Raw genomic sequence first — 12,569 nt, 5'->3', positions numbered from 1 at the left:
TTCATTTTCAACGCGCCCCGACCAGCCGCCCGACGAAGCATCAGATGAAAGTCGTTTTCATGTAGGGTGCCGAGCAGCCGCCCGCGCCCCGCCCCGGGAGTTCACCGATGAACCGTCAATCCCTCTACGAGATCAGGCACGCAAGGCCCGGCGACGTGCCGGGTGCGCGCCGACTGATCCTGGACACGTTCTACCGCGAGTTCGGCTACGGGTACGTCCCCGACTGGCACGCCGACGTGGTCGACCTCCAGGGCCACTACCTCGACCACCCCCGCCACGCCCTGCTCGTCGCCGCACACGGGGGCGAGGTGGTCGCCACCACCGCACTGCACTCGACCGGGCCGGCCCACCCGCCGCATCCGCGCGAGCTCACCGAGCGCTACCCGTCCGGCACCACCGCACAGCTGGTCCGGGTGTACGTCCGGGCCGGGCACCGACGGAACGGGCTGGCCCGCGAGCTGGTGCACCGGGCCCGCGACTTCGCCGCCGCCGAGGGCGGCTACCGGCGGCTCTACCTGCACACCAACACCGCCATTCCGGGCGCCGAGGCGTTCTGGCGCAGCCTCGCGGAGGAGGTCCACGACGCCCGCCCGACCGGAGAACACGGGCCCGGTGTCGCGACCGTCCACTTCGAGATCCCGCTGCGACACCCGGCCGACCTGCGACCGGCCGGGCCGCCGACGCCCGGCACCAGAGCCCCGGCCCCGGCCCTGGCTCCGGCTCCGGCTCCGGCTCTGAGGCAGGGCGCATTCCCGACCCTCCCGAGAATGTGATGCAGGTCACATCCTCGGTCGAAATTTCCGGGGACGGATTCCCCGTTTGCCCTTATCGAAGACCTAAGCGGGGACGGCGTCCCCGGTACGCTGGTAAACGGGGAGAATCTCCCCGGTATGCTGGAAGGAGTACGCAGTGAGCAGCACCGCCGCGACCACGCCGGTCCGCACCGCGGAGCCCGCCCGCACGCCCAAGCTGCGCGCGGACGCGACCCGCAACCGCGAGCGGATCATCATGGCGGCGCGGGACGCTTTCGTCGAGCACGGCGCGGACGCGCCGCTGGACGAGATCGCCAGGCGGGCCGGGGTCGGCAACGCGACGCTGTACCGGAACTTCCCGGACCGCACCGCACTGATCCGCGAGGTGGCGCTGCTCGTCAAGAACCGCGTGCTGGCCGGCGCCGAGGCGGCGCAGGCCGAGGGCGGCAGCCCGTTCGACGCCCTCCAGCGGTTCGTGCACGCGACGGTCGAGGAGAAGGTCGGCGCCCTGTGCCCGGTCCTCACCAGCCGGGTCGACGTGCACGATCCGGACCTGGTCGGCATCCGCGAGCGGATGACGACCGCGGTGGTGGAACTGATGGACCGCGCCAAGGCGGCCGGCGAGCTCCGCGCGGACGTCGACCACGGCGACCTGTTCATCGCGATCAGCCAGCTCACCCGCCCCCTTCCGGGCACCTCCTGCCAGCTCCTGGACGAGTTCGTCCACCGCCACCTGCAGCTGTTCCTGGACGGACTGCGGGCACCGGCACCCTCGGTCCTGCCCGGCCGGGCCGCGACCTTCGAGGACTTCCACTCCGACCACTGACCTCCGGCCGCTCCGGCGACCGGCCCCGATGACCCGACCGCCGCCGCGCACCGCGCGGCCGGTCCTCCGCACACCGACTGCCCCTACCGCGCACGCACCGCACCGTGAAGTGAGTACCCCCATGCCAAAAACCGACGCCCTGTCCGCCACGCAGCCTGATCCGCGGCGCTGGAAGGCACTGATATTCATCGGCCTCGCGCAGCTGATGGTCGTCCTCGACGCCACCATCGTGAACATCGCGCTGCCCTCGGCCCAGAAGGATCTCGGCATCACCGACGGCAACCGCCAGTGGGTGATCACCGCCTACGCCCTGGCCTTCGGCGGTCTGCTGCTGTTCGGCGGCCGGGTGGCGGACCTCTGGGGCCGCAAGCGGACCTTCGTGGTCGGACTGACCGGCTTCGCGCTGGCCTCCGCGCTGGGCGGCGCCGCCGCCAACACCGCCATGCTGCTCGGCGCCCGCGCCCTCCAGGGCGTCTTCGGCGCCCTGCTCGCGCCGGCCGCGCTCTCGCTGCTGGCCGTGATGTTCACCGAGGCCAAGGAGCGCGCCAAGGCGTTCGGCATCTACGGCGCCATCGCCGGCGGTGGCGGTGCGATCGGCCTGATCCTCGGCGGCCTGCTGACCGAGTACATGAACTGGCGCTGGACCTTCTTCGTCAACATCCCGTTCGCCGTCGCCGCCGCGGTCGGTGCCGTGCTGGTGATCCGCGAGCCCGCCGAGGGCCGCAACCGCAACCGTCTGGACGTCCCCGGCGTGCTGCTGGTCACCACCGGCCTGGTCGCCCTGGTCTACGGCTTCACCCGCGCCGAGTCCGACGGCTGGTCCGCCGGCATCACGATCGGCCTGTTCGTCGCCGCCGCGGTGCTGCTGGCCGCGTTCGTCCTGGTCGAGCGGAAGGTCAAGGCGCCGCTGCTGCCGCTGCGCGTCGTCCTGGACCGCAACCGCGGCGGGGTCTACCTGTCGCTGGGTCTGGCCGTGATCGGCATGTTCGGTCTCTTCCTGTTCCTGACCTACTACCTGCAGATCGTGCTCGGCTACAGCCCGGTGCTGACCGGAGTCGCCTTCCTGCCCATGGTGGCCGGCATGATCACCGGCTCCACCCAGATCGGCGCCCGGCTGATGACCCGCGTTCCCGCGCGGTTCCTGATGGCCCCCGGGTTCCTGGTCGCCTCGATCGGCATGCTGCTGCTCACCCAGATCGGCCTGGACACCTCGTACCCCGCGCTGATCCTGCCCGGCCTGGTCCTGATGGGCCTCGGCATGGGTACCGCGTTCATGCCGGCGATGAGCCTGGCCACGCACGGCGTCCAGCCGCGTGACGCGGGCGTGGCGTCCGCCATGGTCAACACCTCCCAGCAGGTCGGCGGCGCCATCGGCACCGCGCTGCTGAACACCATCGCCGCCAGCGCCACCACCACCTGGCTGGCCGCCCACGCGGGCGCTGCGACCAGCCCGGCCGCCGCCAAGGCGGTGCAGTTCCAGGGCATGGTGCACGGCTTCTCGACCGCGATCTGGTGGTCGTTCGGCATCCTGGTGACGGCCTCGGCGATCGCCTTCGTCCTGGTCAACGCCGGTCGCCCGGGCAGCACCGTGGCCGCCTCCGGCGACGGCGCCACGGAGAGCAACGACATCCCGGTGCTGGTGCACTGACGGCGGGGGTCCACTCGGGTGCGAAGCGGCCCGTCCGGTGTTCCGACACCGGACGGGCCGCTCGCCGTTTCCCGGCGCGGGACCGGCCCCACGTCCCACGGGCAGCCGCATCCCCCTCGAACCGGCGGCCCAGCTGGACGAGAATGGAGTGACCCACCCGGCCGGTGCACTCACGGGCACCCGGGCGACGCCGTCCCGCGTGCACTGCGGTGCACTGCGACGGCGGCTGGCGGCCGCACCGCGACCGCCCCGACGTGGAACGGGAGGACAATCGTGCACCACCGCACCGACGATCTCGCCGACAGCAGATACCTCCTGCTCACCACCTTCGGCGACGACGGCAGCCGGGCGGAGTCGCAGAGCTGGGTGGTCGCCGACGGCGCGGCCCTCGGCATCTGGACCAGGACCCACTCCGACGAGGCCGAGCGCATCCGGCGCCACCCCCGGGTCCTGGTCGGCCCCTGCGACTCCCACGGGCGCCCGACCGGCCGCCGGTTCCCGGCCCGCGCAGCGGTCTGCGACGCGGACGCGACCGCGCGCTACCGCATCTCGCTGCTCAACAAGTACGGCATGTCGGCGCTGATCGCGCTGGCCCGCAGCCGGCTGCGGCTCGGCCTGGCGGGGACCGTCGGCATCCGGATCACGATCAACGAGCCGGAACCGCGGCCGATCGGACCGGAGTGGCCGCTGCCGACGACGTACTACCCGAACTGAACGGCGTACCGCCCGGACACGGCCCTGCGACCGAACCGGGCCCGTGCGCCGTGTGGCCGCGGGCCCGCGGCGGGGCGGACCGGTTGACCGGTGCCCCGCCCCGCGTCAGGTTCCGTCCTCCGGGGCCCTGGCGAGGTCGCCCGGCTCGCACGCCTCCCGGCCGGTGCCGACGTGCACCACTCGCACCGCGCGATCCGGACCGCCCGGCACCACCCGCTGCTCGTGCCCGCAGCGCGGGCAGAGCAGCGGCGCCCGCGACTTCCGGGGCTGCGGGTCGGGTGGTCCGAGCGGCCCGGAGCTCGTGGCGCCGCCGCGTTCCGCCGCCGTCACGTCAGCGGGTGGGTCGGGATCGGGCTGACCTCCTGGATCTCACCGTGGGCCTTGGTGAGCAGTTGCGAGGCGAGGTCGTTGAGCGCCCGGGCCGCCGCGATCTCCTCGCCGACCCGCAGCTGTTCCGGGTCGGACGGGTGGCGGCTGGTGTACCCGTGGGCGCGCAGCTCCGTCCCGTCACCCAGCCGGAGCAGGGCGGCGGCGGCTGTCCGCGCCCCCTCCTCCCGGAACTCCATCTCGATGTGCCAACCGACAAGAGTCTGCATGGCGGATCACCTCCAGCGGTTACTCCTCCAGGGTGCGCCGCACCCCGCGGGAACACCAGAGCAGAGCCCCGGGGGCGGCGGCCCGGAGGGCTCGTCCGGTCGACGGGACGGCGCCTGCCGGCCGTGAATCCGGCCCGGTCCGGGCGCGTCGCCGCCGGCCCTTCCGGCCCGCGCAGGCGGCTGGGCCGCAAGGCGCCGCCGATCGGGTGAGGCCGGCGGGGCCGCAGCGTCAGACCGCCCGGTCAGGCCCGGTGCGCGGGGACGGTGACCAGCACGGTGGCGCCGTCCAGGGTGCGGACCTCGAAGCGGTCGATCTCGCCCGGCTGCAGACCGGTGCCGCCGGTGGTGTGAAGCACGGCGCCCGGGGCGGCCGCGGTGCCGTAGCCGGCGGCCGGGACGCTCCAGGTGGTGACGGTCTGGCGCGCGCCGGTGTCCGAGACGGCCACCAGTTCACAGCTCAACGGGCCTGGCACATGGGAGAGTTCGAGACTGACCTGACTCCCCCACGCCGCGCCGTCGAGCCCGACCGTGGCGCTGGCGCCGGTGGTCGGGTCGGTGGCGCTGAACCTCTGCTCGGCGACGGCGACCACTCCGGGCGTGGAATCCGCGCCGACCACGACGGCGGTGACGGCAGGTCCGGCCACCACCATGACCGCCGCCGCCGCGACCAGCACCAGCCGGCGGACCCGGCCCCGCCGGCGGACGACCGTGACCTCGGCGACCAGCCGGTCCAGCAGCAGCGGGTCAGGCTGCGGCGCGGGGTCGGCGAGGTCGAGCCCGGCGGCCTCGGCGGATGCCGCGTACTCGGCCAGCAGCGGCTCGACGGGGCCGAGTTCGGCGACCTGCGCGGTGCACTCGGGGCAGCTCCCCAGGTGGGCGGCGAACGCGGCCCGCTCCTCCGGTTCGAGCAGGCCGAGGACGTAGGCGCCGGCATCCACGTGGCCGACGCCGTGGCCTGCGGGTTGGTCGGGGAACCCGGAGCCCTCGGCCCGCGCCGGGCCGCCGGGCTTCCGCTCGGGGCCGCCGGGACCGGGCTCGGACGCTGTCACGATGTCACTCCCCGTTCCTCCAGCGCCAGCCTGAGCGAGCGCAACGCGTAGAACACCCGCGACCGGACGGTACCGGCCGGGATGCCGAGTTCGGCCGCCGCCTCGTTGGCCGTGCGGCCCATCAGATAGGTCTCGACGATCACCTGCCGATGCGCCTCCGAGAGGTCGCCGAGCGCCTCGGAGATCGTCATCAGCTTCAGGGCACGGTCGAGTTCGTCCTCGGCCGGCAGCATCTCCAGCGGCGCCGGGTCCACCTCGTCCGGTCTGGCCAGGCGGCTGCGGTGGCCGTCGATGACGATCCGCCGGGCCACCGTCACCAGCCAGGGCCGCAGCGAGCGCGCCTCCGGGTCGAGTCGGTGGATGTTGCGCCAGGCGCGGACCAACGTCTCCTGCACGACGTCCTCGGCCCGCTGGCGGTCCCCCGCGACCAGGTGCAGCACGAAGCCGAAGAGCGGCCCTGCGTGGTCCCGGTAGAGGGCGCGCATGAGGTCCTCGTCCGGGGCACCGCCGCCTCCTGCGGCCGCACCGCCGTGCGGGTGCTCCTCGGTCACGACGCCATCCTCGCGCACCCGTACCTCCGGGTCGAGATCTCCGCGTCCGGTCCGGACCACCGCCGGGCCCCTCAGTGCGCGCCGTAGCCGCCGCCCGGGGTGCTGGACATCGAGCCGCCCGACGGGGAGCTCGCGGGCGCACCCGCCTTGGCGCCGGCCGGGGTCAGCACGAACCAGGTGCCCTGGACGCCCTGGCCCTTGGTGTCGCCGGGCTTGGTGTCCGGGGCGTAGCGGTAGACCGGCCAGCCGTTCAGGGTGAGCTGCTTGCTGCCGTCGGCCCGGGTGACGGTGCCGACCAGCTTGCTGTCGATGCCCTTGACCGTGGCCCCGCCGGAGGCCGGGACGGGCGGCCAGGTCGAGGCGCAGGTGCCGTTGCAGTCGGACATCGACGGGTCGGCGGTGTCCCGGTCGAAGCGGTAGACGGTGAAGCCCGCGCCGTCGGTGACCACGGCGCCGAGCTCGGGGTCGGTGGCGGCCTGCAGGGCGACGGTGCCGGTGCCGCTCCGGGCGCCCGGGTCGCCGGGGCCGCTCGGCGCGGCGGGGGCGGTGGCGGCCGCCCCCGAACCGGAGCCGGACGGCGACGAGTAGCCGGACGACCCGCAGCCGGCGGCCAGGGCGCCCGCGGCGATCCCGGCCGCGGCGACGACGGCGATCCGGCCGGGGCGGCCGATCCGGGCGGTGCGATGCGTACGGCTGGTTCTGCTGGTACTGCCGGTGCTGTGCATGGTGTGCTCCCCGTCGGACAGGGCCCCGGCGGGCAGGGCCCCCGGCGGACTCGCCTCCGGAGGCCGCGCGGGGTACGGACACCCACCTGTACGGACGGGATCGGCGGAGTGCTCAACCGGGCGCCGGAAGGCTTCGGAATAGCCCGCGGGCGGCGGCGGTTGTCGCGGGCACATGGCCTGGACCGCCGCCTCCGGAAGGGCAGGAATCGCGAGATGAGCAACACGGTCGAGCTGACCAAGGAGAACTTCGACGAGATCGTCCCCGGCCCCGACGGGAAGGACTTCGTCTTCATCGACTTCTGGGCGGCGTGGTGCGGCCCGTGCCGGCAGTTCGCCCCGGTGTTCGAGAAGGCTGCGGAGCGCCACCCCGACCTCGTCTTCGCCAAGGTGGACACCGAGGCGCAGCAGGAGCTGGCCGCGGCGTTCGGCATCCAGTCGATCCCCACGCTGGCGATCATCCGCGAGGGCGTGCTCGTCTTCTCGCAGCCCGGCGCCCTGCCGGAGGCCACGTTCGAGGACCTGATCGGCCAGGCGCGGAAGCTGGACATGGCCGAGGTGAAGCGCAAGGTCGAGGCGGAGCAGAAGGGTGCTCCGCAGGCCTGACGGCACTCTGAGACGGCGGTAGGCCCGGACGCACAGCGCGTCCGGGCCCGTCGGCACGCCCGGACCCGTCCGTCGGGCGGGGTTCGGCGGCGGTCCGGCGGCGGGCCCGGGAGGCCGGGCCGGGTGGGACGGGCCGGACGCGGCGCTCCCGCACCGGTGGGCCTCAGGACGGACGGGCGGCCAGGCCGTCGAGGAGGAGCCGCAGGGCGAGCTCGAAGCCGCGCTCGTCCAGCCCGGGCGCGTCCCCGCCCGGCCCCCCGCTGCGCTCGGCGGATGCCTCCAGGGCACCGGCCAGGGCCGGGTAGCCGGGGCGGTATTCGGCGGCGGGCCGGGCGAAGCCGGCGGTGAAGGTCTCCAGCGCCGATCCGAGCACCAGGTAGTCGAGCGCCGCGGCCGCCTCGGCGGCGTCGCCGGGGGTGAGACCGGCCCGGCCGAGCGCGGCGAGCAGCGTGTCGTAACCGAGCAGCTGACGCTCGGCCCCGACCCGGCGGCGGGCGAGCAGCGCGATGGTGTGCGGGTGGCGCAGGAACGCGGCGCGGTAGCCGCGGGCGTAGGCGGCGACGCCGGCCCGCCAGTCGTTCCCCCGGTCCGCCGCACCGCCGGCCGGATCGGCCGCGGGCGCGAGCGGGCCCAGGTCGATCTCCGCGTTGACGAGCTCGGCCAGGGCGTCGATCAGCTCGTCCTTGCCGCTCACGTGGTTGTAGAGCGAGGCCGCCTTCACCCCCAGCCGGTCCGCGACGGCCCGCATGGTCAGGCCGTCCGCCCCCTGCTCGTCGACCGCGTCGAGAGCGGCCCGGGCGATGCTCTCCCTGCTCAGCAGCGGCCTGCTCGGTCGTCCCATGCTGTTCGCCCCTCCCTGCCGGCTGCGGTCGCCCCACGTTATTACAGACCGGTTTCGGCCCTTCCGATGCCCCGGGCCGACGGGCTACCGTCCCGGACTAACAAAGTTAGTTTTCCACGTCGGGCCCGGTTCGGGCTCGCCCGGACGACGGCAAGGTGGACGCCCCGTGACCGAGAACCCCTCCAGAGCCCGGATCTCCCCGGCTCCCCCGGCTCCCCCGGCCTCCCCGGCCTCCCCGGCCGCTCTCCCCGCGGCGGCCGCGGACGCCGACCGGCTGGCCGCCCTCGGCTACCGCCAGGAGCTGCGCCGGAGCCTCGGCGTCCTCGGCAACATCTCGATGGGCTTCGCCGTCGTCTCCCCCGTCGTCGGCCTCTACGCCGTGAGCCAGGTCGGCCTCGGCGTGGCGGGCGGCGCCTGGGTCTGGGCGCTCCCGGTCTGCCTGCTCGGCCAGCTGCTGGTGGTGGCCGTCTACTCCGAGCTCGCCTCCCAGTGGCCGCTGGCCGGCGGCGCCTACCAGTGGAGCCGGCGCCTGGCCGGGCCGGCCTTCGCCTGGCTGACCGGCTGGATGTGGCAGTTCGCGGTGATGTTCGCCAACACCACCGTGGCCTACCTGGCCTCGCCCTGGTTCTTCGCCCTGTTCGGCCTGACGCCCACGCCGGGGCGGCTGGTGCTGGTCTCGGCGGTGTTCATGCTGTTCTGCGCGCTGGTCAACGCCTACGGGATCAACCTGCTGCGGTGGTTCGTCTCGCTGGGCATCGCCGCCGAGGCGGTGGCCTCGGTCCTGGTCGGCTTCGCGCTGCTGCTCTTCTTCCGTGCACACGGCTTCGGCCTGCTCACCGACCTGCTGGACGCGCCCGCCGCCGCCGGGGTCTCGACCGGCGGCGCCTTCCTGGCCGTGGTCGCCGTCGGCGGCTGGGCCTTCATCGGCTTCGACGCCTGCGTCTCCACCGCCGAGGAGACCAAGGACGCCGGCCGCCAGGTGCCCCGCGCCATGTGGTGGGCGCTGCTCAGCGTGGGTGCGGTGGTCGTGCTGAACGCGGTCGCCGTCGAGCTGGCCCACCCGGACCCGGCCGCCGTGGTCCGCGGGGAGGACCTCGACCCGGTCACCACCGCCGTCACCGCCGGCTTCGGCGACTGGGCCGCCAAGCCGTTCGTGGTGGTCGTCCTGATCTCCTTCACCGCTTGCCTGATGGCCTCGCAGGGTGGCGCCGCCCGCGGCCTGTACTCGCTCGCCCGCGACGGCGTCTTCCCGTTCGCCGCCCAGGTCCGCAAGGTCAACCGGCACCAGGCGCCGATCGGCGGGCTGGTCGCGGCCACCCTGGTCAGCGCGGCGGCGCTGCCGCTCGGCCTGGAGTCCACCGCGATGGGCAGCCTGATCACCTTCGGCACGGCCGCCACCTTCCTGCCGTTCTTCCTGCTCTGCCTGGCCGCCCTGCTCGCCCGGCTGCGCACCGGCTGGCGCCCCTGCGGCCCGGTCTCCTACGGGCGGGTCGGGACGGTGGTCAACGCGCTGGCGGTGGCGTGGACCGGCCTGGAGGTGGTCAACATCTGCTGGCCGCGCACCGTCCTCGCGCCTCCCGGCGCACCGTGGTACCAGGTGTGGGCGGCGCTGCTCGGCACCGGGCTGGTGACCCTGGCGGGCCTCGGCTACCTGCTGGTCCGGCGGCCGCAGCGGATGATGCGCGACGACGCCTTCGGTGAGCGGCCGGCGGGGTCGGACGAGCCGACGCCGGCGGTGCACTGACGCGGGCGGAGCGCGGCGGAGGAGTGGCCCGACCCGAGCCGGCCGCGCTGGAGGCGTTGCCGATCCTCCTGCTCACGGGGCCGCTGGCGGGCGTCTTCGCCCGTCGGCTGCGGGCGACCGCCCGGGCTTCGGCCACGACGGCCGAGGCGGCGCAGCCGGAAGGAGAGCGCCGGGACGCCCCGGCTCGCGCCGCCACCGCTCCTGCCGTCGGGGACGCGCGTCGTAACGATCTGGGCACCGGCGGCCCCGCGTTCAACGATCGGAGCGGGTCCGGCGGCGGTCGGGTGAGTGCGTCGCGCGTCAGGCTGCCGCGAAGAGCGTCATCGCGGTCCGGACGGCCCGCTCGAAGGGCTCCGTGTTGCCGCTCGCCCGACACAGGACCTGGGCGCCTTCGAGGAGGGCGATCAGCAGAGCGGCCTTATCCTCCGCGTCGGCCGCCGGGAGTCCCGCCTCGCGCAGGTTCCGGGCGAGCTGTTCGGTCCACGAGGCGAAGGTCTCGGCGGCGGCCCGGCACAGGTCGCCGCCGTCCTCGTTCGCGGGGACGGTCACGGCGGCCACGGCGCATCCCGCGCCGCGGGCCGCGGCCAGGGCGACCGGCCGCGCGAAGTCGACGAAGGCCAGGGCGACGCCCTTCGGGTCGGCGGCGCGGAGCTCCGCGAGCCGGTCGCGCACCTCGCGGCCGTGCTGCAGGGCGGCCTCCGCGGCGAGCTGGTTCTTGCCGCGGGGGAAGTGGTGGTAGATGGCGCCCCGGGCCGCCCCGCTCTGCGCGAGCACGTCGGTGAACGACATGCCCTGCAGGCCGCGTTCGCGCAACGCGTCCACCGCGGCGTCCACCATCCGGCTCCGGGTCTCCCTGGCCATCCCGTCCCACCCTTCCTGTCGCTTCCCGCTTGACTAGGACGCCCATCCTACTCCAGGGTGGATCTCGCTAGGACGTGCGTACTAGTCACTTGCATTCGAGGAGCACACTCATGCCCATCGCCGTCATCGCATCCACCGGCGCCCTCACCCCGGCCGGAGAGCGGGAGATCATTCCGCAGCTCAGCGGGGCTCTCATCGACGTGAGCGGTCTGACCGGCAACACCTTCTTCACGCCGATGGTCGCCGGCGTACTGCACCTGCTCGACCCTCAGCACGTGTACGCGGGCGGGGCCAACCGCTCCCTCGTGCTGATCGAACTCAAGCTGCCCGACATCGGTCTGGCGTCCGTCGAGGCACGAGCGGCTTTCATCGAGAGGGCCACCGACATCGCGTACGGGCTCATGACTCCCGGCCACGATCGCGACGACATCCGGATCAACATCGTCAACGCCCCGGACGGAGGCTGGGGCATGGGCGGCCACGCCTACACCGGGGAGCGTCTGGGTGAAGCCATCACCCGGGCGGCCGCCGGGACCGCGGCGCACGCGTGACCCACCGGCAGCACCCCGGCGACCCGGGACGTCCGCCCGCGGCGCCTCGGGTCGCCGCCCTGGTCGCCGCCGGGCTGGTCGGCCGCGGCCCGCGCGCGCTTCACGCGGCCTAGTGACCCTCCGTGCTCCACGCGGTGAGCCGGGCGGCGAGGGCGCGCACCTCGTCGCGCAGGGCGTCCGGCCGGAGCACGGTGAACGGATGGCCGAGGCCGGCCAGCATCATCGCCACCCCGTCGAGGTTCTGTGCCCGGGCCCGGAGCAGGACGCGGCCGTCGCCGGTCGCGGTGAGCCGCCCCGCCGCGGGCGGGATGCGGTGGCGGGCCTCGGCCAGCGTCGTGGTGAGCACGACCTCCACCTCGTGCGTCCAAGGCACCGAGGCCAGCGACTCCACCACCCGCTGGACCGGGTCGAAGTCCTCCGGCGGCTCGAACGCCGCCTCGCGCAGCTCGGCCGACCCGATCCGGTCCAGCCGGAACGTGCGCTGCTCGCCGCTGCGGTGGTCCAGCCCGGTGGCGTACCAGCGGCCCGAGTGGAAGACCAGCCCGTACGGGTCGAACTCGCGCTCGGTCGGCACGCCGTGCCGGTCCCGGTAGGCGAGGCGGACGCGGCGCCGACGACGGGCGGCCTCGGCGAGCGTGAACAGCGCAGCCGCCGCCGGGGGCGGACCGGTCGCCGGCGCCGAGGTCAGGCCGAGGGTCTGCTCCACCGCCTCGACCTGCTCGCGCAGTTGACGTGGCAGTACCCGCTGGATCTTGGCGAGTGCCGACTCCGCGGCCTGCTCCCCCACCGCCAGGCCGGACCGCCGCCCGGCCAGCAGCCCGAGCACGACCGAGGCGGCCTCGTCCCCGGTGAGCATCAGCGGCGGCAGTCGGAACCCGGGCAGCAGCCGGTACCCGCCGTAGCGGCCGCGGCCGGCCCGGACCGGGATGCCCAGGTCCACCAGCCGGGCGACGTAGCGGCGGACGGTCCGCTCGTCGACCCCCAACCGGTCGGCGAGCTCGGCGCCGGTGAGACCGGGCCGGGCCTGGAGCAGCTCCAGCAGGGCGAGGACGCGGCTGACCGGGTGGTCCAAGGTTCCCCCAGCTAATCCGGGCGGCATCTGTCCGGA

The 12,569-nt window shown here is 74.5% G+C and carries 14 protein-coding genes; 7 read left to right on the top strand and 7 right to left on the bottom strand.

The window, feature by feature from the left end; all coding sequences use genetic code 11:
- Window positions 1–107 precede the first annotated feature (107 nt).
- From ACF9IK_RS27590 to ACF9IK_RS27575, 4 genes are all read left to right on the top strand, one after another.
- Entirely contained in the window at window positions 108–773 is a 666-nt protein-coding gene (locus tag ACF9IK_RS27590) for a GNAT family N-acetyltransferase (RefSeq protein WP_395296794.1), read from the top strand.
- 136 nt (window positions 774–909) lie between these two features.
- Window positions 910–1,578, top strand: coding sequence for a TetR/AcrR family transcriptional regulator (locus ACF9IK_RS27585; protein WP_395296793.1), 669 nt, complete (start codon window positions 910–912; stop codon window positions 1,576–1,578).
- Between the two features lie 121 nt (window positions 1,579–1,699).
- On the top strand, window positions 1,700–3,226 hold the full coding sequence (locus ACF9IK_RS27580; RefSeq protein WP_395296792.1) for an MFS transporter: 1,527 nt from the start codon (window positions 1,700–1,702) through the stop codon (window positions 3,224–3,226).
- 273 nt (window positions 3,227–3,499) lie between these two features.
- Window positions 3,500–3,940, top strand: a complete 441-nt coding sequence (locus tag ACF9IK_RS27575) for a PPOX class F420-dependent oxidoreductase (RefSeq protein WP_395296791.1) — start codon at window positions 3,500–3,502, stop codon at window positions 3,938–3,940.
- A 326-nt stretch (window positions 3,941–4,266) separates the two neighbouring features.
- Here the strand turns inward: ACF9IK_RS27575 and ACF9IK_RS27570 are convergent, their stop codons facing one another.
- From ACF9IK_RS27570 to ACF9IK_RS27555, 4 genes are all read right to left on the bottom strand, one after another.
- Entirely contained in the window at window positions 4,267–4,536 is a 270-nt protein-coding gene (locus tag ACF9IK_RS27570) for a DUF1876 domain-containing protein (RefSeq protein WP_313763083.1), read from the bottom strand.
- A 242-nt stretch (window positions 4,537–4,778) separates the two neighbouring features.
- Entirely contained in the window at window positions 4,779–5,585 is an 807-nt protein-coding gene (locus tag ACF9IK_RS27565) for a zf-HC2 domain-containing protein (protein ID WP_395296790.1), read from the bottom strand.
- The gene (locus tag ACF9IK_RS27560) at window positions 5,582–6,136 is read right to left on the bottom strand and encodes a sigma-70 family RNA polymerase sigma factor (protein ID WP_395296789.1); all 555 of its coding nucleotides are present in this window, start codon (window positions 6,134–6,136) and stop codon (window positions 5,582–5,584) included. The genes ACF9IK_RS27565 and ACF9IK_RS27560 overlap by 4 nt, the downstream gene beginning before the upstream one ends.
- Before the next feature lie 71 nt (window positions 6,137–6,207).
- Window positions 6,208–6,861: a hypothetical protein gene (locus ACF9IK_RS27555; RefSeq protein ID WP_395296788.1), complete on the bottom strand. Its 654-nt coding sequence runs from the start codon at window positions 6,859–6,861 to the stop codon at window positions 6,208–6,210.
- Between the two features lie 213 nt (window positions 6,862–7,074).
- Here ACF9IK_RS27555 and trxA point away from each other — a divergent pair, with 213 nt between their 5' ends.
- Window positions 7,075–7,464, top strand: a complete 390-nt coding sequence (gene trxA / locus ACF9IK_RS27550; RefSeq protein WP_395296787.1) for a thioredoxin — start codon at window positions 7,075–7,077, stop codon at window positions 7,462–7,464.
- 163 nt (window positions 7,465–7,627) lie between these two features.
- Here the strand turns inward: trxA and ACF9IK_RS27545 are convergent, their stop codons facing one another.
- Window positions 7,628–8,305 carry a TetR/AcrR family transcriptional regulator gene (locus ACF9IK_RS27545; RefSeq protein WP_395296786.1) on the bottom strand — a complete coding sequence of 226 codons (678 nt, stop codon included), beginning with the start codon at window positions 8,303–8,305 and terminating at the stop codon, window positions 7,628–7,630.
- 166 nt (window positions 8,306–8,471) lie between these two features.
- Between ACF9IK_RS27545 and ACF9IK_RS27540 the strand changes: the two genes are divergently transcribed.
- A complete protein-coding gene (locus tag ACF9IK_RS27540) occupies window positions 8,472–10,049 on the top strand; it encodes an APC family permease (RefSeq protein WP_395296785.1) in 1,578 nt (525 codons plus the stop codon).
- 300 nt (window positions 10,050–10,349) lie between these two features.
- Here ACF9IK_RS27540 and ACF9IK_RS27535 read toward each other — a convergent pair whose 3' ends face one another.
- The gene (locus ACF9IK_RS27535; RefSeq protein ID WP_395296784.1) at window positions 10,350–10,910 is read right to left on the bottom strand and encodes a TetR/AcrR family transcriptional regulator; all 561 of its coding nucleotides are present in this window, start codon (window positions 10,908–10,910) and stop codon (window positions 10,350–10,352) included.
- A gap of 110 nt (window positions 10,911–11,020) precedes the next feature.
- Here ACF9IK_RS27535 and ACF9IK_RS27530 point away from each other — a divergent pair, with 110 nt between their 5' ends.
- The gene (locus ACF9IK_RS27530; protein WP_395296783.1) at window positions 11,021–11,461 is read left to right on the top strand and encodes a tautomerase family protein; all 441 of its coding nucleotides are present in this window, start codon (window positions 11,021–11,023) and stop codon (window positions 11,459–11,461) included.
- 109 nt (window positions 11,462–11,570) lie between these two features.
- Here ACF9IK_RS27530 and ACF9IK_RS27525 read toward each other — a convergent pair whose 3' ends face one another.
- Window positions 11,571–12,533, bottom strand: a complete 963-nt coding sequence (locus tag ACF9IK_RS27525; protein ID WP_395296782.1) for a helix-turn-helix transcriptional regulator — start codon at window positions 12,531–12,533, stop codon at window positions 11,571–11,573.
- Window positions 12,534–12,569: the final 36 nt, after the last annotated feature.

Origin of the sequence: Kitasatospora hibisci (genome assembly GCF_043950205.1) — a bacterium.
In the GTDB taxonomy this organism is placed as follows: Bacteria; Actinomycetota; Actinomycetes; order Streptomycetales; family Streptomycetaceae; genus Kitasatospora; species Kitasatospora hibisci.
Note: the sequence above shows the minus strand (reverse complement) of the source record. Positions and strands in the feature narration are given on the sequence as shown.

Coding starts and splice junctions, on each gene's coding strand:
- ACF9IK_RS27580 (WP_395296792.1), top strand. CDS start 1,700: ATGCCAAAAACCGACGCCCTGTCCGCCACGCAGCCTGATCCGCGGCGC.
- ACF9IK_RS27530 (WP_395296783.1), top strand. CDS start 11,021: ATGCCCATCGCCGTCATCGCATCCACCGGCGCCCTCACCCCGGCCGGA.
- ACF9IK_RS27545 (WP_395296786.1), bottom strand. CDS start 8,305: ATGGGACGACCGAGCAGGCCGCTGCTGAGCAGGGAGAGCATCGCCCGG.
- ACF9IK_RS27590 (WP_395296794.1), top strand. CDS start 108: ATGAACCGTCAATCCCTCTACGAGATCAGGCACGCAAGGCCCGGCGAC.
- ACF9IK_RS27555 (WP_395296788.1), bottom strand. CDS start 6,861: ATGCACAGCACCGGCAGTACCAGCAGAACCAGCCGTACGCATCGCACC.
- ACF9IK_RS27535 (WP_395296784.1), bottom strand. CDS start 10,910: ATGGCCAGGGAGACCCGGAGCCGGATGGTGGACGCCGCGGTGGACGCG.
- trxA (WP_395296787.1), top strand. CDS start 7,075: ATGAGCAACACGGTCGAGCTGACCAAGGAGAACTTCGACGAGATCGTC.
- ACF9IK_RS27570 (WP_313763083.1), bottom strand. CDS start 4,536: ATGCAGACTCTTGTCGGTTGGCACATCGAGATGGAGTTCCGGGAGGAG.